Below are 19,716 nucleotides of genomic sequence, written 5' to 3'. Positions count from 1 at the left end.
AGTCTCAAAGGAGGCAACGATGACGCTGACGATCGCAATTACTTCTGATTTCATTTGTCCTTGGTGTTTAGTGGCAGAAACGCGGTTGAATCAAGCGATCGCGCAACTAAATTCTGCTGTTGAGATTAAGTACCTCTGGTTTCCCTTTGAACTAAATCCGCAAATGCCAGCAGCCGGAATGGATCGCAAAGCCTATCGCACTGGCAAATTTGGCAGTTGGGAATACTCGCAAGGGTTGGACGCCAAAACGGTGCAAGCAACACAAGCTGATAATATTAACTTCCGCTACGACTTGATGAGCGTCACACCCAACACCTTGAAAGCACATCGATTGACTTGGTTTGCAGGCAATCAGGGCAAAGCGACTGAGATGGCTGTCCGCATTCTCAATGCCTATTTCACAGAAGGTCGAAACATTGGCGATGTTGAGACTCTAGCAACTTTGGCAGCAGAGATCGGCATTGATGCTGCTCAAGTGAAGGCGTTTCTGGAGTCAGAAGCAGGAATTCAAGAAGTCAAAGACTTGGAACAACAGGCGATTGCCCAAGGCGTTCATGGTGTTCCGGCCATTCGCATTGGTCGAGAAATCATATCTGGAGCGCAATCAGTTGAAGTCTTTCTGGCAGCTTTGCAACAAGCAGTGAATACACTTCTTGTATGAATCAATGAGCTTTCACCCTAAATCCCTCTCCCAAGCTTGGGAGAGGGACTTTGAAATTGGCTCCCCTTCTCCTAATTTTGGGAGAAGGGGTTGGGGGATGAGGGTGAATTTTGCATTTGTGCAAGAGGTCTAATGAATTAGCCAGCGCTTAATCACGCTCGTTGCCATCACAATTCAAATCAATATCTGGAGGAAAATAGATGAACGCTACTGATCATCGTGCCATTGTGATCGGTGGATCGCTGGCGGGACTATTTACGGGAACCCTGCTGCGATCGATTGGTTGGCAGGTCGATATTTATGAGCGATCGGCTCATCTGCTCGACAGTCGCGGCGGCGGCATTGTGCTTCAGCATGATGTGATTGAAGCGTTTCAACGCGCAAGCATTCCCCAGGACAACCTGGGTGTCGTGGCACAGGAGCGCTATTATTTGAAGCAGAATGGCAGCATTCAACGAATGCCGATGCGTCAAACCTTGACCTCCTGGAACTTGCTCTACGCTTTGATGCGGCGGCAGTTTCCAGATGAGCATTACCATCAAGGGAAATGCTTGAGCGAGATTGAGCAAAACGGTAATCAGGTGACAGCCATCTTTGGGGATGGTACGCGTGAGACGGGCGATTTATTGGTAGGAGCCGATGGGCCGAATTCGACCATTCGTCAATTGCTGCTACCTAGCTACACGCCCCAGTATGCAGGCTATGTCGGTTATCGCGGCTTAGTCGATGAATGGGAGCTAGACCCTGAAACGGCTGCCATTTTTACCGAGCGCTTTGTGTTCTATCAGTTTCCCAATTCACACATCTTACAATACGTGATTCCAGGCGAGAATGAGTCGCTTGTGCCGGGAGAACGTCGCTTTAATTGGGTGTGGTATGTCAATTACGCTCAAACAACTGAATTGCCACACATTTTGACTGATAAGCACGGCAAGCGTCGAGACTTCTCGATTCCACCCGGTCTAATCGCGCCATCTGTAGAACAAGAGATGCGATCGTATGCGAATCGAGTCTTAGTTACTCCATTTCAAAAGCTAGTGGCAGCAACAAAAGAACCGTTTGTGCAAGCTATTTTGGATCTGGGTGTGCCCCAAATGACTTTTGATCGCATTGCCTTAGTGGGAGATGCAGCGTTCATCCCCCGCCCGCACACCGCAGCGAGTACCTCAAAAGCGGCAGCAAACGCGATCGCGCTTGTCGATGCCCTCATGGCTCATCAGGATGTCTCGGAAGCACTCTCCGCTTGGGAAGGCGATCAGCTGGCGCTGGGAATGCGGCTATGGAAACACGGTCAAGCATTGGGAGAGCAATCCCAATTTATCTATGGTACAGAGCGCTGGGAAGGAGAGCAATAAAGTCATTAATGAGCCGGAATCGGTTTGAGACATTTAGCGATGGCGTGTTTGGATATTGCACTGCATCTGTAATTCGTAGCGAATTAATACTTTGCAATACTCTGCAATCCTAATGCGTTGGTTTGCATTGTTAATGCGTTGGTTTGCATTGTTAATGCGTTGGTTTGCATTGTTAATGCATCGGCTTGCATTGTTAATGCATTGGCTTGCATTAAAAACGCTACGCTTTTACGCAAAGCTTTACTAAGTGAACTCTATAGTCTCAACAAACTCTAAAATACTGTCCTTGATGTCTTCAGCCTCTTCTTCAACAGAATCGGGAGTTTCACCGTTAATAAAGCTGTGCTGACTACTAACTATATACAAAAATTCCCCACTGATAAAGGTGAGCAAGCCCCGGTACGCATCTAATCTGATTGCAGTTCCATTATTTTCTTGCTTAGAAATTGTGGAACCTTTAGGCATATCGATTAACACGTAGTAAGCGCCTCGCAAAGTATCTTTCAGATATTCGGTATATTCTACAGAAGCATCTGGTACATTGGCAAAAATCGCTTGGGGTACATACTTGTCTACTAAAATTGTTTGTAAATATTCTTCTTGGCCAACAGACTCCAGTTCCTCTAACTGTTCTAGGGGGAAAGGATAATAATCGATTCTCAGCAAAATACCAGTATCATCAGAAAAGCCAACTACTCCTTCCTGGCTTTGAATTCTACCGCCCTGCTGCGGATCGACCGGAATCGGCACGGTAAAATTACCTAATGGGGATTGATATGTCTGTTCGCTAAAATCTTCGATGACCACTGTTTCATCATCATCATCGTCTGCATATTCTTCATCTTCTGCTTCTTTAAAAGCTGCAATTACCTCCTTGATGATTTCCTCTGCTTCTTCATCCTCAAGTTCTAAGGCTGCTTGTAGCTTTTTCAGGTAGGCTTGTTTTGGTTTGGGAATGGCCAGTTCATCGTCTAAAAGCACTATTACCCCAGCAGCAAAACCATCTAGCACTAATTCATCTGAGAGAGATACTTTGGCAGCATTAAACAGGGGCCCAATTCCCTCTTCTTCTGAAATGGAGATGAGTCTATCAACAATTTCTACAATTTCATCTTCTGAGTATTCTTCAAAAACCTCGAATTCCCAGAGGATACCCGCTAAACTTTCTGCATCTACCTCTTCAATCAATGAATCTGCGATCGCAGTCACAGTTGCGATCGCCGCCACTGCTTCCTCTGGACTTAGTGATTCCTCTGATGTCTTTGGTGAGTTAAAAACCTTGTCATATTTGGTCATAAATGCTACCTAAATTAATTCCTTGATAGTGATAACGGATTGAAAGTGACAATGGTCAGTTTACCAATGGAGCGAATCTTCAAGAGAAAAAGTTAGCTTATACGTGGTTGACTCAGTATTGATTGGGTGTAACAAAACCTTGTTGACAATTAATTTTCCAGGAGTTGAGGTCTGATAAAATCTGTTCTCGAATATACACTTAAACACAAGCTAGACTCAATATTTACCGCAAGTCAATTTAATTAAATATTGTAAATTTTTGTGACCGAGCAATTATCCTAAATAACTGCTATGTCCCTTGATTTTTATCCTCCAGGAAATGAATTATATCTATCGATAGAATTATAAACTAGCTAGCGATAGATACATACACCATAGGCAGGATGTCACAATACCGAAATTTGTAGTAACACACAATACTCAAACGTTGTACTGTTTGTTCTACAAGTGTGAATTACATGAAATTTCGAGTTTTTTATGGTACAAACCCCACCATCTCAGTTTTCACCAGATCAATATAAAGTAGATCCTGCAAAGGAAAACGTAGAAGCTCTTATACAAGAACCGCAACAGTTAGATATTGAGATTGCTCTAGAGTTCCTTTACACCAGAGATATTGAATTTCGTCAGGAAACAATTTATTTTCTCGTAGTCGATCGCTTTTATGATGGCGATCAAGATAACAGCGAAGGTGCAAACTCAGAACTGTACGATTCAACTAGACAAGATTGGGGTAAGTACTGGGGTGGCGACTTGCAAGGTGTCATCGATAAATTAGATTATCTCAAAAATATGGGAGTTACCGCTCTTTGGCTAACTCCACTGTTCGAGCAGGTTGAAGAGTTATTTGTTGGCAATGCAGCAATACATGGCTATTGGACAAAAGACTTTAAACGGCTTAATCCTCGATACATTGCTGACGGAGAAAACCCTTCTTTAAACGCTACTCAAGAAGAAAAAAATACAACCTTTGATCGGTTAATTACAGAACTGCACAAGCGCAATATGAAGCTAGTGCTGGATATTGTCTGCAACCATAGTACACCTGATACTAGCGGTAGTAAAGGTGAATTGTATGATGATGGTGTCAAAATTGCTGACTTCAATGATGATGCTAATAATTGGTATCATCACTATGGTGAAGTACAAAACTGGGAAGACGATTGGCAAGTACAGAACTGTGAACTATCTGGTCTAGCAACCTTCAATGAAAATAATACTGAATATCGAGAGTATATCAAGTCAGCAATTAAACAATGGCTAGACCGGGGTGTAGATGCCCTGCGGGTGGATACTGTCAAGCACATGCCGATTTGGTTTTGGCAAGAATTCACTGGCGATATGAGCAATCACAAACCAGATGTATTTATTTTTGGTGAGTGGATTTATAGTAATCCGAGTGACGATCTCTCAGTGGAATTTGTTAACCACTCAGGTATGACACTTCTAGACTTTGGGTTGTGCGTGGCAATTCGCGCCGCACTGGGACAAGGTTCAGAAAACGGATTCCAAACAATTCAATACATTTTCGATCAAGATTATCGCTACAACGGGGCAACAGAGTTAGTTACCTTCATCGATAACCATGACATGTGCCGCTTCCAATCGCTGAACCCCGATCCAGCGATGCTGAAGGTTGCGATCGCCTTAATTATGACCTGTCGCGGTATTCCCTGCATATATTACGGCACAGAACAGTATCTGCATAACGACACTGATGGCGGTAACGACCCGTATAACCGCCCAATGATGGAAAGTTGGGATACTGAGAGTGAGATTTATCGTTCCATCAGGCTGCTGTCTGGCTTACGACGACTGAATCCAGCCGTATCATTGGGTAGCCACTGGCAAAAATACTTAACACCAGATGTTTACTGCTATGTACGCCGCTATCGTGACTCCCTGTGTTTTGTCGCTTTAAACCGAGGAGGAGAAGTTACTTTACCAGAAGTAGAAACAGAATTGCCCGATGGAGAACATACCTGCGTGGTGACTCGTAACAAGTATGAGGTGAAAGATGGCAAGATTTATGACTTAGTACTAGAAGAAAGGGGAGTGCTTGTTTTCAGCCACGTTGGCGAACGGATAAAAGCACAGACAATTGTCCGCGTCCAACTCAATGGCGTAGAAACCCAACCAGGTGAAATTATTGTAGTGACAGGAGATTGCCCAGAGTTAGGTAATTGGGATATTGGCAAAGCATATCCCCTAGAGTACATCAACACCAATACTTGGTTTGCTGAGATTCCCTTTGATGAAAGTGCTGGCCAGCTGATTGCTTATAAATATGCCATGTGGCGGGAAGGGCGATCGCCTCTGCGCGAAAATCTCGTAAATCGCCGCTGGGTGATTGCGAAAGAAGGTACTGTCAAATGGCGTGATACCTGGGCATCAGGAAGAGAATCTTAGAAATATAGAATGAGGTAGAGTGAAGGATTAAAATTTTGATTCTTCACTCTTCATTATTTTTGAATTTCCAGTAACAAAAAATACATAAATAAGCGTATCGAACCGCAGTGTGCGCCATAGTGTAGTAGTTAGATGCTTTAGTAATTTTGTACTGATGAGACTCTTCTTTTACTGCCTACGTTATGATGATGGCGCGGCTCCTAACCCATTCTGGGAACTTTGCACTCTCGCAATTTGCAAGCCTGTTATCCGACGAGCCGCAAACATTGGAGATTGGGTTGTAGGATTTGGTTCTAAAAACTCACCAATTGGAGATATCGCCGACTGCGTTGTATATGCAATGCAGGTAACGGACAAAATGACATTGCGAAAATACGACGAGTATTGCCGAGTTCATAGTCCTCACAAAATTCCAAAGTGGAACAGCGAAATATTTGAGTATCGTGTTGGTGATTGCATCTATGATTACAGCCAAGGAGAACAACCACTATTGCGACCAAGTGTTCATGATATCAGTAATCAAGAAACAGATTTAGGCGGTATAAATGTTTTGATGTCACGACACTTCTACTACTTCGGTGACAAGGCTGTTCATTTACCTGCTTGGCTCACTCCACTTGTTCATAAAAACCAAGGACACAAATCGACAGCAAATCAGCCATACGTAAAACCATTTGTAACTTGGATCGATAATTCAGGGTACACGCCTAATTAAGTACATGGTGAACCTCAACTCAAAAAGGCATTTATCTTCAACCCAGATATCAGCGGTTGCTGTGCCCAACGCAACCTGCAAGATGACGATGCTGATGAGAGGAGTAATTGCTAGATTCCTTTTGTGAGATTATTCGTGGGTCAACATTGAGCAAAAATATGAGAAATGTCGTTGAAAACAAAGGGGTAACTGTTGATGACTAAAACGACACTCTACAATCAGGACTTTCTGGTGTGGACGCAGCAACAAGCTGACTGCTTGAAGAAAGGACGCTGGGCTGAGTTAGATGTTGAACATTTGGTAGAGGAACTAGAGGCTTTGGGCCGGAGCGAACAAGAGGAACTTGGAAGTTATTTACAGGTGCTTTTAATCCACTTACTCAAATGCCAATATCAACCAGAGCGAAAAACCAAAAGTTGGGTTAAAACAATCTCAAACTGCCGAAACCAAATTCAAGATTGCTTGGAAGATACTCCCAGTTTGCAGCACCTTCTAGAAGACTGGGAGTGGATACAGAAATATTATCGCCGCGCCCGTAGAGACGCAGCAAATGAGACTCAAAAGCCAATAGAAACTTTTCCCCTTGAGTGTCCTTTCACTATAGAACAACTTCTCGATCCTAAATTCCTCTAAGTACAATTTTGTGTAAAAGCGTAGCGTTTTTAATGCAGGGGGATGCAATGGCATTGTAGGGGCACGCATTAACATTGTATCGGGATGCAATGGCATTGTAGGGGCACGCATTAACATTGTATCGGGATGCAATGGCATTGTAGAGGCACGCATTAACATTGTATCGGGATGCATTGGCATTGCAGAGGCACGCATTAACATTGTATTGGGATGCATTGGTATTGCAAGGTATTGCCAAATTTAATTCGCTATGAATTAATGAAATGCTGTATTAAGTTAAACTGGTAAGACTCAGTAACTAGGCATAGTAGGCATAATTAAACATAAAATAAAATCCTAGTTCGTAGTCAGTGATTCATTGCTCAAAACAAAGATTATCAGCTTCCTCAAGGTGGGAGAACACTACTGTAATTTAACATCGTGGGTGCATAGGCTAGCAAAAACCGCAGGCATCGCCAACTTATAATATTGATGATATTTATCCACCTCTGACTTTTTATTGCGATAATTCCCAAGGGGGACGCGCTCTCCACAGGTTAGTCAAAGGGGGATAGATGACACTCAAGCGGTTGGTTTTATTTTTTGTGATGACGCCGATAGCAGTTCTGTTAGCAGTTTCGGCTTTATTCGGTAGTTGGCAAGAACCTCAATTTCAAAGTCGTTTGGAACTATACCAAACAAATATTGCTTTACAAGCTCAAGCTTGGCAATCAGAAGATAGCGGTGATGACAAACTCCAAGGAATTAGAGAAGCAATACTTGGTGAGCAACCCCTAGAAAGCGCTACAAAGCAGTATCAGGAGGCGCGTCAATCAGTTCAAGCTAATTTAGACAAAGTTAACAACAAACTTGCACAATTACGCTCTCAAGCTGAAATAACTCCCACACCTCCGAAACCTCTACCGGACGCTCCTCCCACTATTGAAACGTCTAAACAGGGACAGCAACAGTTACAACAGTCTTTTAAGCAGTTACAAAAATTACTGGCTGAATTAGACCTGCGCTTGGGAATTTTAGAAGCACAGCAAGGACAGACGGATACAGCCTTCAAGACTTGGAGCGAATTACAACAACGCTCAGATATTAATCCAGAGTTTGGGGAAACCGCCGCTGTTTTGACTGGACTGTGGAGCAATCCTCCCCGTATCCTCCCAAATGCTCAGGAACCAATTCAAAAGAATTTAGAAGGTTGGTTTCGCTCTACTGTTTTGGTTAAGTTATACCAACTCCAGCAACGACAAGATGCGTTATCAGCAGTAAAAGCTGCACAACAAGAATCTTCTGATCAAGCAGTGGTGAAATTGGCGGTTATTGGCACTATTCCCACTTTGGCAGCTTTAATTGGTTTAATACTGCTGATTTTATTATTTGCTCAACGGTTGTTGAAAGGAAAAGCCTCGTTATTAGCTCAAAATGCTGATATCCCTTGGTCAACGCCTTGGGGTGGTGAAACGGTTTTGCAGGTTTTTATCATCGGCTTTTTCTTCATGGGGCAAATTTTTGTGCCCTTGGTAATATCACTGCTACCTATCCCGCGTCCCATTGTGGATGTGCGACTTCAGGCATTTTCTGTCTTGGTTAGTTACTTCTTGGTAGCATTAGGTGCGCTGTTAGTGCTGTATTTCTCTCTCAAGCGCTTTTTTCCACTACCAGAATTCTGGTTTCGCTTCCGTTTTCAAGATAACTGGTTTTTGTGGGGACTGGGAGGCTATTGCACGGCTTTACCTGTAGTTGTGCTGGTATCTTTGATTAATCAACAGCTATGGCAAGGACAGGGTGGGAGTAATCCTCTGTTGCAACTAGCGCTGGAAAGCCAAGATGGTGTAGCATTAGGCATATTTTTCTCCACAGCTGCGATCGCAGCTCCATTTTTTGAAGAAATCCTATTTCGCGGTTTTTTGTTACCCTCTCTAACTCGTTACTTACCCGTATGGGGATCGATTCTAATCAGTAGTTTATTATTTGCGATCGCTCACCTCAGCTTATCAGAAATTCTCCCCCTAACCGCATTGGGCATTGTTTTAGGAGTAGTTTACACGCGATCGCGCAATCTCCTCGCTCCTATGCTCCTCCACAGTCTTTGGAATAGTGGTACACTATTAAGCTTGTTTGTTTTAGGTAGTAATTAAAACAATTAGAGTACTGTTGCCAAAAGCAAAAATATCTGATTTTATCTGCATAGGTAGAGACAATTTATTAGTAATAATTGGTTACAAGCATAAATACTAGCTGAAAACCCAATCAAGATAATGGCAAAAGCAAATTAAAGAATGCTATTAACGTAGACAACAAACTATCTAGTTAAGCATTTATTCTCATTCGGATAGATTTTAGCCATTATTCGAGATATTAATTGTCTTCTTGAACCATTTTTAGCCGTCATGAATTGGAATGCAATTCCGGTTTGCGCTCATAGGAAGTGGGATCGGTAACTAAAAAGCGGTTAGAAAGATATGGAAGATGCCTTTTGCGCTTCTTCTAGATTCCCACTAGCCACACAGTTGTCTTGTCGGTGCAATGGCGTTTCACGCCTGCTGGAAGCAATTTCTAAGGGCGGGCTACGCCTATGCAAAAAAATCCGGAAATAATACTGATGGACTTGTAAAAAGTGGTGTATGTAGCAGCTTTTGCTGATTATTTAAAATTGATTCTGCTCAAGATAAACGCTTGAGCGAAAAATCTGCAAAACTGCTGCATCAGGGTTTGCGATCGTCAAATCCACCAAAAGTCATCAAGGAGCGCCAGATCGGCATATACTGCAAGACATCTTGGCGTCTCCTCTGGAATAGAAGCTGATTTTAGTTATTCGTCTTGGGACTTACTTGTACTGAAAAAATTAAAAATCTATTTATTAAGCAAGTAAATGTTGTATTTGCTTCCATTACAATAAAGACTTTATTTTTATACTCACTTATTAAGGAGCAGCACTTATATGGCAAATCTCAACCCCAGTCACCCTACCAAACAACTTCTAGCTGGTTACTGTGGCATTATCCTGGGAGCGTTTGGGGTTCATAAGTTTATTCTAGGATACGCTTCGGAAGGCTTTATTATGTTAGTGATTTCTGTAGTTGGGGGTTCTTTCACCTACGGGGTTGCCTTGTTAATTATGCAACTTGTAGGTTTAATTGAAGGCATGATCTACTTAAATAAATCCCCTGAAGGATTTGTAAATACCTATTTTGAAAATAAGCAGGGCTGGTTTTAGTACAAGAATAGCCTTCTTACTGGAAGCAGAGGGAATACACGCTTCCAAGCTTAGGATTGCAGCAAAAGTGTGGGGATAAAGGGCAGCGACAAAAGAAACATCCTTTTTCCCTTCCTCTTCACCCTTTACCTTTAGCAGAAGTTATACAGCACTTCTACCTCCTATATTTATTTTTATTGATATGCTCATTCTCAAACCTAAACAGCTTAACTGGGGAATGTTCTTCTTGTTAGGCTTAGGATATTTTAGTGTTATGTCTCATTTAGAAATCAACTATTTCTTAAAAAATCTGATTGCGATCGCGCCAATACAGGTGGCAGCTATTATTTATGTCACTTATCGACGTTGGAACTGTCAACCTCCTGTAGGGGAATTAAAAATTCCAAATTTAAAATTCAAAATTCAGAAATCTAGAGATAAATCTGGGAACTTGGAACGTTGAATTAAAGTGCAGCGATAGTCTTGATGCTCAACAAAGTACGAGAAAAAGCAGCCAGAATTCTGAATTTTGGCTGCTTCACCCATGTTCGTGCAGCGTCTTGTAAGTATGGGATAGAGTTTTAAGGCGATAGGTTGTGAATTCGCTTTCACTTACAAGGGGCAAGATTTAAACCAATATTCATTACTCAGCGTACTGAATTCTTCTTATAAATTAATAATTTTAATATGGTTGACATTGAGTCATAGTTCCATATTTCGCCTACGCTCGAATTAGAGACGCTTTTAGTCAGGCGTTGAATTTCTGTAGCGAATCTAAACACAAGCCATGCAACTTGTCCCGAAAACTAAGCCAGCCCAAGAACTTGACCCAATCCTAGAGAAGATTATTCTAGATGTTGGGGGTATGAAGTGTGCTGGGTGTGTGAACGCAGTAGAGCGACAACTGACCCAACATCCAGGAGTCAAGAGTGCCTGTGTGAACCTGGCCACAGAGGTAGCAGTTGTAGAGTCAGAAACTGGTGCGGTAGATGCAGATGAACTGGCACAGCGATTAACAGCCGTTGGATTCCCGACTCAACCCCGAAAAGCTAATGGCACAGTAGCAGGCGAAATATCGACCTTACCAAACCCAGCAGAACGACAACGCCGAGAAATGCGTTCTTCTCTATGGCAGTTGGCGATCGCTGCGGTGTTGCTGATATTGTCGGGAAGTGGACATTTTGGTAATCTTGGTAGCTCAGTGCTGCCAGTGCTAAATAACATCTGGTTTCACTGTGGACTGGCGACAGTAGCGCTGTTAATACCCGGTCGCCCAATTTTAGTAGATGGCTGGCTGGGCTGGCGGCGAAATGCGCCTAACATGAATACCCTGGTGGGATTAGGAACGCTGACAGCCTACATTGCTAGTTTAGTAGCGCTGCTTTTTCCCCAATTGGGTTGGGAATGCTTCTTTGACGAACCAGTAATGATGCTGGGTTTCATTCTCTTAGGAAGGACATTAGAGCAACAAGCTAGAGGTCGCGCGGCTGCTGCATTTAGGAAATTACTAGCACTCCAGCCACTCTTAGCGCGATTGATTGCCAACCCAGAGAAAGCCGGAATGGGTTCTTCTAGTGTTGAGATTCCTGCTGAACAAGTGCGTGTCGGTGAATGCTTACAAGTGCTGCCAGGTGATAAAATCCCCGTTGATGGTGAAGTAGTGGTTGGTCAAACAACGGTTGATGAATCAATGCTAACTGGGGAAGCAGTGCCAGTAATCAAGAAACCAGGAGATATGGTGACAGGAGGGACGCTAAACCAGTCAGGAGCGATCGCTATCCAGGCAACCCGGACTGGAAGTGATACAACTCTAGCTCAAATTGTTGCCTTAGTAGAAGCCGCCCAAACTCGGAAAGCCCCAGTACAGAAATTAGCAGATACAGTAGCTGGTTACTTTACCTATGGGGTACTAACAGCATCTGTATTGACATTTGTCTTTTGGTACTTTTTCGGTACTCACTTCTGGACTGATATCACCATGTCTGATGGCATGGAAATGATCAGCCACGCTCACCACTCCTCACTCCCAACTCCCCACTCTTCCTTATTAATAAGTTTAAAACTAGCGATCGCAGTTATGGTAGTCGCCTGTCCCTGTGCTTTGGGACTTGCCACACCAACAGCCATTCTTGTTGGGACTGCTATGGGCGCAGAACGGGGGCTGTTAATCAAAGGTGGCGACGTTTTAGAAAGAATACACCAGTTAAACACCGTAGTATTTGATAAAACTGGCACTCTCACCACAGGTAATCCCATCGTCACAGATTGTCTGTTAATTGAGGAAATGGGGAATGGGGAACTCGGGGCCCCCTCTGGGGATAAGGGGCAATGGGGAATAGGGAGTAGTCAACCCCACTCCCAACTCCCCAGTACAGACGCGATTAATCGCGTCTCTCCCTACTCCCTAATCCAACTAGCAGCAGCCGTAGAAAGCGGTACTCACCATCCCCTAGCAAAAGCGATTCAGCAAGAAGCACAGCAGCAACAGTTATCTATTCCAGAGGCTGTAGACTTTCACACGGAACCAGGGCTAGGGGTATCTGCTGTGGTAGAGGACACAGTTGTATTGCTGGGTAACTGGGAATGGTTGAGTTGGCACGGCATTGCCATTAACGAAACCGCACAACAGGTAGTACAAGATTTGGCAACAGATGGTAAAACAGTCGTTTGTGTAGCAATTGGGGGAACTTTAGCCGGACTAATTGGTGTTTCTGATACCCTCAGATCGGATGCTCGATCCACTGTAGACAAGTTGCATCAGATGGGCTTACGAGTAATGTTGCTCAGTGGTGATCGCAAAGAAGCAGCTAGCGCCATAGCCAAACAACTAGGATTAGATAGCGCTGATGTAATCGCAGGTGTTCCCCCAGCTAAAAAAGCAGCGGCAATCCAATCTCTCCAGTTAGAAGGAACAAGGAGACAAGGGGGACAAGGAGACAAGGGGATAAAGAAAACTCCTAACTTCTCACTCCTAACTCAGCACTCAGCACGGGCTAAACGCCCCGCTACCGCTAACAGCACTCAGCACTCGGTAGTTGCAATGGTTGGAGATGGAATCAACGATGCTCCAGCTTTATCCCAAGCTGATGTAGGAATTGCTTTACACTCCGGGACAGATGTGGCGATGGAAACTGCTGAAATTATCCTAATGCGCGATCGCCTAAACGATGTTGTCGAATCTATTCAGCTTAGTCGCGCCACCTTCAATAAAATCCGCCAAAATTTATTCTGGGCTTTTGCATATAATACACTTGGCATTCCTTTAGCAGCAGGTGTTTTATTCCCTAGTCTGGGTGTTGTGCTTAACCCATCTGGTGCTGCTGCATTAATGGCTTTTAGCTCTGTTAGCGTCGTTACCAACTCAATATTATTACGGCGATTCGCTCATCGTCTGTAGATTAAACTGAGTCGGTATTCAACTTTTATCAGTTCATAAAGCTCTTTGAGACACTTACCAAAGCTATCATAGCTACTGGAGTAGAACGGCCATGTTCTACTCTTTCAAGGTATTATGCAATTTTAAAGCTTATTTAGATTAGCACCACAGACTGATGGTGCGCGAAAATGGCAAGATACGATACAAAACAAATTTTAATCAATTACAGTTCCACCGATTTGTCAATGGCAGCTGAAACCAATGAAAACCATCTACTGATTATTGAAGACGATCAAGGTCGCAAAGAATTTTCTCTAGAGCACCCCGTCTACTCTATTGGTAGAGACCGCGAATGTAATATCCGTTTAATGTCGCAGTTTGTCTCCCGCCGCCATGCCACATTAGTGAGATTGCCACGAGAGCATAATAGTCATAGCTACTATTACCGGATTGTAGATGGCGATGCCAAAGGTAAACCTAGTTCCAACGGCTTGATGATTAATGGACGCAAGATACCAGCCCACGAGCTTAGAAATGAAGATGAGATCGTTTTTGGGCCTCAAGTACGTGCCATTTATTACCTTTTAAGAAATACTCAGCGTTTAGGACAAACGGATTCGAGTGAGTACGACATTACACTAATAAACCCCGGTATGGCCGAGGATTTCGAGGAATAAGAGAGTGAATTATAACTACCAATCACAGTCTGACACTTCCACGGCTTTAAGCCGTGGGAGTATGAATTCAATCGCCAAAGCTATCCTGCAATACTTTCAATCAAATGCCAATGGCGGCTACTTTCAATAGCTTGCTTGATTAACTCAAACATTTGTCGGCAGTAATTATCTAAGTGAATTGGTAGTTCTTCATTTTTAATCACAATACTCATCCGGGTTTCTGTTTCAGTAGATTTTGATTTATCAATCAGTACTTCTACTGTTATTAATTTAGGAAAAGGAACATTTCCAGGAACCTCACGACCGATAATATATTCGGCTGTGTGATATTGAATATCCAACTGACAGTCCTGTAGAAGTTCTACAAGTAACGGCAACAGATGGTCACTAGGAACAGAAACAATAAATGAACAGGTATAGCGAGCCATAATAGCCCCAAGCCTTGCAACACTCTGTCCATCCTATAATACCGAAGTATCTAAATATAAAGTCATTAAAAAATCAAAGTTTTTGAGAGCAGGTACTACCAGATATCAGTCAATGAAGAGGCAGAAGGCAGGAGGCAGGAAGTAAACCCCATAAATAAATTTAGGCGTTCCGTGAGCGTCAGCTGAACGGGGTTTCAATCAGGACGCAGTATTTTTTGTGGCGCTTTCCGCTCGAAATATATATTTTATTCTTTCTTGTCTAAGACACGCTCCGCGAACATAAATAAATTTACTCGATCTAGAAAAAAGTGGCAGAGGGCAAAAAATAAATATATTTTCTGCCTCCTGCCTCCTGCCTCCTGCCTTCTTTGGTAAGCTGAAAGTTTGATCAAAAACTTTACAATAAAGGTTTGGCTGAGGTAGAAAATGAAAGTCGCAATTACTGGAGCAACAGGATTTGTCGGTAGTCGTTTGGTAAAACGATTACACAAAGAAGGTCATAAAATAGTAGTATTAACTCGGAATACCACTTTTGCTCAAAAGGTTTTTCCATCTGAAGCTTTGCCTAATGTAGAAATTGTTGCCTATACACCAAATGCATCGGGTTCTTGGCAAAGGGTCATCGCTAGTTGTGATGGCGTAGTTAATTTGGCAGGAGAACCTATTGGTGAAGGACGCTGGACACCAGAACGGAAACAACAAATCCTCAATAGCCGAAAGTTAGGTACACAAAAAATAGTTGAAGCAATAGCCAACGCTAATCCTAAACCGGCAGTCGCTACAACGGAGGGAACCCCCGCAACGCGCTGCCTCCCTTCTGTGTTAATTAATGCTTCGGCTATTGGCTACTACGGTACCAGTGAAACTGCTACCTTTGATGAAACCAGTCTATCTGGTAACGATTTTCTTGCCCAGGTCTGCCAAGCCTGGGAAGCTGAAGCGAGAAAAGTAAAAGATGCTGGTGTGCGACTGGTAATTCTGCGTTTTGGGATTGTTCTGGGCAATGGTGGTGCTTTAGGTAAAATGATTCCGCCTTTCAAACTCTTTGCTGGCGGGCCTATTGGCAGTGGTAGGCAGTGGTTCTCATGGATTCACGTAGACGATTTAGTTAGCCTAATTCTGGAAGCTTTAACTAAACCGGAAATAGAAGGTGTATATAATGCTACTGCCCCTAACCCAGTCAGAATGGCAGATTTAAGCCAAACTTTGGGACAAGTGATGAATCGCCCTTCTTGGTTGCCTGTTCCTGGTTTTGCGATAGAAGCTCTTTTAGGAGACGGGGCGATAGTAGTTTTAGAAGGTCAGCAAGTTATCCCAAAACGCGCCGTGCAAACTGGCTTTGAGTACAAATATCCTAATTTGCAATCGGCATTAACACAAATTCTTAATTAAAAGGAACTGGGAAATGGGGATGAGGGAGACAAGGAGAATAACCCATGCCCAATGCCCCATGTCCCATTTTTTGATTATTGATTAGAAAGAAATTTTTTGGAAACCCAACTGATAATACCGCTGAGAATGGCACCACCCATGAGGATGCCAATTGCTGGGTTAAACACGGGTTGCCACAGTTGATGCCACAAATCCAAACCCAGGTTTACTCCTGCGGCATCACCGATCGCTGCGATCGCTAACCAGCCAAAGCCAAACAAAACCAAAAAAACATCGGCGACTAAAACCATGTTTAGCCAATTTAACAATTTATCTTTCATGATTGGAGTGGAGAATGGAGGAAGATTGGGGATTGGGGAATGGGAATTGGGAATGGGGAGTTGGTATTAGCAAGAAACAAGGTACACAAGAGAGAGACTGATTCAATAATTTTTCCTTTGTCCCTATTGTCCCCACTCCCTATCCTTTACTTTTCAAACAGCCAATTTTTGACTTTTGTTAAACTTTGCCAATCTGGTTTTCTACTTAAACCGTCCTCAATACTATTTTTTATTTCATCACTCCATTCTTCGTTGACAAAAATCAATTGCTGTGCTATGTCAATGTGTTCGCGCAAACCTTTTTGCTTTGTTTCCAGCATTGCTAAGGCGAGATTGATTCTAGCCTGGGGATCTTGTGGATTTAACTTGACTGCCTTCTGTCCAGCTTTGTAAGCCAAATTGGGTTTGTTATCGAGTAGATACAACCACGCTAAACAAACCCAAGCTGCACTAGTTTTAGGAGCGCGATCGCACACTTCTTTAAACACGGGGATTAAAGATTCTGCTGATTCTCCTGCTTTATAGCGTTCTAAACCTGTATCAAACAGGGATTCAACTGTTTGAGTCATAGTAAATTAATCATGAGTCATTAGTCATTGGTGAGTCAGTGCGGTCTTGGGGGTTTCCCCCATGAGCAACTGGCGTTAGCGCAGCGTTAGCGAGGCACGAGCGTCACCCGAAGGGTCGTTTGTCATTTGTCTTTCGTCCAATAACCCGGGACAAATGACAACTGACAATATTACACCCCAAATGACTTGCCGCAACCACAAGTTTGATTAGCATTGGGGTTAGTGAATTGGAAACCACCGCCAATCATGGCATCGCTGTAATCGAGCATCAAACCGTAGAGATATAACAGACTCTTGCGATCACTGACAATTTTGAAGCCATCATAGTCAAAAACTTCATCATGAGGGGCGATCTTGCTAGTGTCTTCAAAGTCCATCATGTAAGACATCCCAGAACACCCACCCTGACGCACTCCTACCCGTAAGCACAAGTCTGTGCCTTGCTTGTCCCGGAGGGATTTTACCTGGTGCAATGCGGCTTCGCTCAACAGAATTCCGCGTTGTTGAGCCTCAATTGCTTGTGTCATCTGATTTTTCAACTCCTTAATTAGTATAAGCTTTACCCTATATCGGCTTGTTAATGCTTCTGGGTTGCTCTTGGTGTTTTTGTATTCATTCTAGCGGCTTAGATGTTACTAGATACCAAATTGTAAACACTCCGTCAAAAGTAGCCAAAGATTTCTATTCTAGAATTGAGAGACTCAGTGTGTTTATACATTCGGTATTTTTGAAATTCAAGCCTTGCGGCAGCCTGAGAAGCAACCACCCTTCAGGTGCAGCCATAAAAATTTAATCCCAGGCTAGCTAGCCCCCAAAGTTTACTTCCAAATTGCTTCTTTTGATCTCTATGACAAGTTTTAATCGCTCTACCAGTCGTCGGTTGAAGAAATTAACTCAAATTCCTTCTGTATGGGAGGGCGATCGCCGTCCGTTGTCATCACCAAACCAGCAGTCAGATTCAGAGGCAAAGGGAGAATGCATTCTTTGGGTAGATTACTCCCAAGGTGTTGTTCGAGGAATGGATGTGGTAGCTTCAGATATCGGCCCAGAAGCAATAGTTCGCACCTTAATGCAAGCAATGGAGCATCCTCAGAGTCCAGCAAGACCCGCTAGACCCCAAAGAATTGTAGTCAAAGACCGCGAGATCCAATTTTACCTGCGGGGAGTGCTACAAGATTTAGATATCGCCATTGACTACGCGCCAGAACTGCCTTTAATTGACGAACTATTTCGTGGATTCGCTGATATCCTCGATAGTCAAACCCCCGATTTACCCCCACAGTACGCGCAAATCTTGCGAGAGAAAGCATTTGCAATTTGGCAAGCAGCACCTTGGGAATTTTTGGAAGAACAGCAAATTTTGTCAATCGAAATTAATAAGTGGGATGTTGGCACACTCTACGCCTCAGTCATGGGAATGCTGGGAATGGAGTATGGGATTTTGTTTTATCGCTCAGAAGAGTCTTTAAAACAGTTTCGTGCCGCAGTTCTAATAGATGAAGAATCAACAGAGCATCTAGAAGAAGCGTTCCTCAAGCAAGATTGCTTGTTTCTCACTTTTGAGAGCGTTGACGAAACTGATGAAGATGACGACGAAGAAGATGATTTGGCGGATCTGCCATTATCAGAAATTGACCCTACTTTTGGTAATATCCACCCCTTAGAAGGACTACGGTCTCTTTTGTATGACGAAGAAGCATTGGTAATCTTGGTTGCGATCGAAAGCCTGAGTCGCTTTATTCGCGATCACCGTCGCCAATTTCATGAGGACATCTTCCCTACCCTCAGCCGTCGCTATCGCATTTCTCTGCCGCAGTCCGAAGAATCAACTAAATCTGTAGCTGTGACAGTCTCTACCATGCCGCAGTTAGCAGCAGAATTAGAGGAAATGACAGGCTTTGGTATTGACGATCGCGAGATTGACAATCTTGATTTCCAATCATTGCGAGATGACTTGATACCAGAAGATTCCTTCCTCAGCTTAGGTGTAGTGTCCTGGGAAATGTTGGATTCTCTACGAAAGGGGGTCAGCTACCACCAGGCTAGTGAAATCAAACAAGTGGGTGATGGTTTGCCGGTAATTTTAATTCAAACCTCCCGGCCTAAGGCGAAGACTGTAATTGAAAGAATTGAAGCAGCAGGCGGATTGAGAGCAATTTGCTTTAATCCAGGTGCTGATCCTTTTGATGGCGATCGCTACGACCTGGGTTTATTGCAAACTCAAAATGGCGAATTGTTCCTATTCGGTGAATTTTTAGATGAAGATCCGATTCATGTCGAAGCCCGAAAAAAATGGAATCAGCGGTGTAAAAATACTAAGGGCTACTGTGGTTTAATCATTGCCAAAGGACTAACGGGAGCCTCCCGTGGCAATCCTCAGTTACGAGATATGATGGCTTTGTTTGAAGGGCGATCGCTTTCACCAAAAAATTTAGGTATTGGCACTCTCCAACTTATGCACCAACTTAAATTTGATTAATTGCATGAATTACTGCAATCCTGAATCTAAAATTCTCGGTATGAGAAATTAAGTTGATGTCTATTTGATTGGCATATTGACTGAAATTGCATTTAAGAGAGGAAAAGGGTAACGCTTTGTCTGTCTGTTAACGTTTACCCCTCCCATCCCTTGTATGTAGTCTTTTAACCGGAGGCAGAGCGTTTCCGGTTCCACTCAGTCTTCGTCATCCGCGTACCT

At 43.3% G+C, this 19,716-nt stretch carries 18 protein-coding genes; 12 read left to right on the top strand and 6 right to left on the bottom strand.

What is annotated here, in order from left to right; all coding sequences use genetic code 11:
* Positions 1-19 precede the first annotated feature (19 nt).
* Together ACFE93_RS12295 and ACFE93_RS12290 are read left to right on the top strand one after the other, a co-directional pair.
* Positions 20-661: a DsbA family oxidoreductase gene (locus ACFE93_RS12295; protein ID WP_375473556.1), complete on the top strand. Its 642-nt coding sequence runs from the start codon at positions 20-22 to the stop codon at positions 659-661.
* A gap of 200 nt (positions 662-861) precedes the next feature.
* Positions 862-2,016 (top strand): FAD binding domain-containing protein, encoded by a 1,155-nt coding sequence (locus tag ACFE93_RS12290; RefSeq protein WP_375473555.1) that lies wholly within the window; start codon positions 862-864, stop codon positions 2,014-2,016.
* Between the two features lie 83 nt (positions 2,017-2,099).
* Here the strand turns inward: ACFE93_RS12290 and ACFE93_RS12285 are convergent, their stop codons facing one another.
* Positions 2,100-2,228 carry a hypothetical protein gene (locus ACFE93_RS12285; RefSeq protein ID WP_375473554.1) on the bottom strand — a complete coding sequence of 43 codons (129 nt, stop codon included), beginning with the start codon at positions 2,226-2,228 and terminating at the stop codon, positions 2,100-2,102.
* A gap of 31 nt (positions 2,229-2,259) precedes the next feature.
* Positions 2,260-3,312 (bottom strand): hypothetical protein, encoded by a 1,053-nt coding sequence (locus ACFE93_RS12280; protein ID WP_375473553.1) that lies wholly within the window; start codon positions 3,310-3,312, stop codon positions 2,260-2,262.
* A 477-nt stretch (positions 3,313-3,789) separates the two neighbouring features.
* Between ACFE93_RS12280 and ACFE93_RS12275 the strand changes: the two genes are divergently transcribed.
* From ACFE93_RS12275 to ACFE93_RS12240, 8 genes are all read left to right on the top strand, one after another.
* Complete coding sequence (locus tag ACFE93_RS12275) at positions 3,790-5,721, top strand: alpha-amylase family glycosyl hydrolase (protein WP_375473552.1); 1,932 nt, start codon at positions 3,790-3,792, stop codon at positions 5,719-5,721.
* 154 nt (positions 5,722-5,875) lie between these two features.
* Positions 5,876-6,436 (top strand): hypothetical protein, encoded by a 561-nt coding sequence (locus tag ACFE93_RS12270; RefSeq protein WP_375473551.1) that lies wholly within the window; start codon positions 5,876-5,878, stop codon positions 6,434-6,436.
* A 195-nt stretch (positions 6,437-6,631) separates the two neighbouring features.
* A complete protein-coding gene (locus ACFE93_RS12265) occupies positions 6,632-7,069 on the top strand; it encodes a DUF29 domain-containing protein (RefSeq protein ID WP_375473550.1) in 438 nt (145 codons plus the stop codon).
* A gap of 554 nt (positions 7,070-7,623) precedes the next feature.
* Positions 7,624-9,198, top strand: a complete 1,575-nt coding sequence (locus tag ACFE93_RS12260; RefSeq protein WP_375473549.1) for a lysostaphin resistance A-like protein — start codon at positions 7,624-7,626, stop codon at positions 9,196-9,198.
* 803 nt (positions 9,199-10,001) lie between these two features.
* Positions 10,002-10,277 (top strand): NINE protein, encoded by a 276-nt coding sequence (locus ACFE93_RS12255; RefSeq protein WP_322731440.1) that lies wholly within the window; start codon positions 10,002-10,004, stop codon positions 10,275-10,277.
* 181 nt (positions 10,278-10,458) lie between these two features.
* Positions 10,459-10,719 carry a hypothetical protein gene (locus tag ACFE93_RS12250; RefSeq protein WP_375473548.1) on the top strand — a complete coding sequence of 87 codons (261 nt, stop codon included), beginning with the start codon at positions 10,459-10,461 and terminating at the stop codon, positions 10,717-10,719.
* 324 nt (positions 10,720-11,043) lie between these two features.
* The gene (locus tag ACFE93_RS12245) at positions 11,044-13,653 is read left to right on the top strand and encodes a heavy metal translocating P-type ATPase (protein ID WP_375473547.1); all 2,610 of its coding nucleotides are present in this window, start codon (positions 11,044-11,046) and stop codon (positions 13,651-13,653) included.
* 167 nt (positions 13,654-13,820) lie between these two features.
* Positions 13,821-14,309: an FHA domain-containing protein gene (locus ACFE93_RS12240; RefSeq protein ID WP_375473546.1), complete on the top strand. Its 489-nt coding sequence runs from the start codon at positions 13,821-13,823 to the stop codon at positions 14,307-14,309.
* Between the two features lie 80 nt (positions 14,310-14,389).
* Here the strand turns inward: ACFE93_RS12240 and ACFE93_RS12235 are convergent, their stop codons facing one another.
* Positions 14,390-14,737, bottom strand: coding sequence for a hypothetical protein (locus tag ACFE93_RS12235; RefSeq protein ID WP_292786887.1), 348 nt, complete (start codon positions 14,735-14,737; stop codon positions 14,390-14,392).
* A 426-nt stretch (positions 14,738-15,163) separates the two neighbouring features.
* Between ACFE93_RS12235 and ACFE93_RS12230 the strand changes: the two genes are divergently transcribed.
* On the top strand, positions 15,164-16,129 hold the full coding sequence (locus ACFE93_RS12230) for a TIGR01777 family oxidoreductase (protein WP_375473545.1): 966 nt from the start codon (positions 15,164-15,166) through the stop codon (positions 16,127-16,129).
* A gap of 74 nt (positions 16,130-16,203) precedes the next feature.
* Here ACFE93_RS12230 and ACFE93_RS12225 read toward each other — a convergent pair whose 3' ends face one another.
* From ACFE93_RS12225 to ACFE93_RS12215, 3 genes are all read right to left on the bottom strand, one after another.
* The gene (locus ACFE93_RS12225) at positions 16,204-16,449 is read right to left on the bottom strand and encodes a hypothetical protein (protein ID WP_375473544.1); all 246 of its coding nucleotides are present in this window, start codon (positions 16,447-16,449) and stop codon (positions 16,204-16,206) included.
* Positions 16,450-16,595: 146 nt separating this feature from the next.
* Positions 16,596-17,018, bottom strand: coding sequence for a hypothetical protein (locus ACFE93_RS12220; protein WP_322674253.1), 423 nt, complete (start codon positions 17,016-17,018; stop codon positions 16,596-16,598).
* A gap of 170 nt (positions 17,019-17,188) precedes the next feature.
* Positions 17,189-17,545 (bottom strand): iron-sulfur cluster assembly accessory protein, encoded by a 357-nt coding sequence (locus ACFE93_RS12215; protein WP_292857252.1) that lies wholly within the window; start codon positions 17,543-17,545, stop codon positions 17,189-17,191.
* A 320-nt stretch (positions 17,546-17,865) separates the two neighbouring features.
* Between ACFE93_RS12215 and ACFE93_RS12210 the strand changes: the two genes are divergently transcribed.
* Positions 17,866-19,497, top strand: a complete 1,632-nt coding sequence (locus ACFE93_RS12210; protein WP_375473543.1) for a DUF6930 domain-containing protein — start codon at positions 17,866-17,868, stop codon at positions 19,495-19,497.
* Positions 19,498-19,716: the final 219 nt, after the last annotated feature.

The organism is uncultured Nostoc sp., from assembly GCF_964247315.1.
GTDB lineage: Bacteria > Cyanobacteriota > Cyanobacteriia > Cyanobacteriales > Nostocaceae > Nostoc.
Note: the sequence above shows the minus strand (reverse complement) of the source record. Positions and strands in the feature narration are given on the sequence as shown.

Excerpts from the sequence above, each read along its gene's own strand:
- ACFE93_RS12295 (WP_375473556.1), top strand. The coding sequence starts at position 20 with ATGACGCTGACGATCGCAATTACTTCTGATTTCATTTGTCCTTGGTGT.
- ACFE93_RS12290 (WP_375473555.1), top strand. The coding sequence starts at position 862 with ATGAACGCTACTGATCATCGTGCCATTGTGATCGGTGGATCGCTGGCG.
- ACFE93_RS12285 (WP_375473554.1), bottom strand. The coding sequence starts at position 2,228 with ATGCAAGCCAATGCATTAACAATGCAAGCCGATGCATTAACAATGCAA.
- ACFE93_RS12280 (WP_375473553.1), bottom strand. The coding sequence starts at position 3,312 with ATGACCAAATATGACAAGGTTTTTAACTCACCAAAGACATCAGAGGAA.
- ACFE93_RS12275 (WP_375473552.1), top strand. The coding sequence starts at position 3,790 with ATGGTACAAACCCCACCATCTCAGTTTTCACCAGATCAATATAAAGTA.
- ACFE93_RS12270 (WP_375473551.1), top strand. The coding sequence starts at position 5,876 with ATGAGACTCTTCTTTTACTGCCTACGTTATGATGATGGCGCGGCTCCT.
- ACFE93_RS12265 (WP_375473550.1), top strand. The coding sequence starts at position 6,632 with ATGACTAAAACGACACTCTACAATCAGGACTTTCTGGTGTGGACGCAG.
- ACFE93_RS12260 (WP_375473549.1), top strand. The coding sequence starts at position 7,624 with ATGACACTCAAGCGGTTGGTTTTATTTTTTGTGATGACGCCGATAGCA.
- ACFE93_RS12255 (WP_322731440.1), top strand. The coding sequence starts at position 10,002 with ATGGCAAATCTCAACCCCAGTCACCCTACCAAACAACTTCTAGCTGGT.
- ACFE93_RS12250 (WP_375473548.1), top strand. The coding sequence starts at position 10,459 with ATGCTCATTCTCAAACCTAAACAGCTTAACTGGGGAATGTTCTTCTTG.
- ACFE93_RS12245 (WP_375473547.1), top strand. The coding sequence starts at position 11,044 with ATGCAACTTGTCCCGAAAACTAAGCCAGCCCAAGAACTTGACCCAATC.
- ACFE93_RS12240 (WP_375473546.1), top strand. The coding sequence starts at position 13,821 with ATGGCAAGATACGATACAAAACAAATTTTAATCAATTACAGTTCCACC.
- ACFE93_RS12235 (WP_292786887.1), bottom strand. The coding sequence starts at position 14,737 with ATGGCTCGCTATACCTGTTCATTTATTGTTTCTGTTCCTAGTGACCAT.
- ACFE93_RS12230 (WP_375473545.1), top strand. The coding sequence starts at position 15,164 with ATGAAAGTCGCAATTACTGGAGCAACAGGATTTGTCGGTAGTCGTTTG.
- ACFE93_RS12225 (WP_375473544.1), bottom strand. The coding sequence starts at position 16,449 with ATGAAAGATAAATTGTTAAATTGGCTAAACATGGTTTTAGTCGCCGAT.
- ACFE93_RS12220 (WP_322674253.1), bottom strand. The coding sequence starts at position 17,018 with ATGACTCAAACAGTTGAATCCCTGTTTGATACAGGTTTAGAACGCTAT.
- ACFE93_RS12215 (WP_292857252.1), bottom strand. The coding sequence starts at position 17,545 with ATGACACAAGCAATTGAGGCTCAACAACGCGGAATTCTGTTGAGCGAA.
- ACFE93_RS12210 (WP_375473543.1), top strand. The coding sequence starts at position 17,866 with ATGACAAGTTTTAATCGCTCTACCAGTCGTCGGTTGAAGAAATTAACT.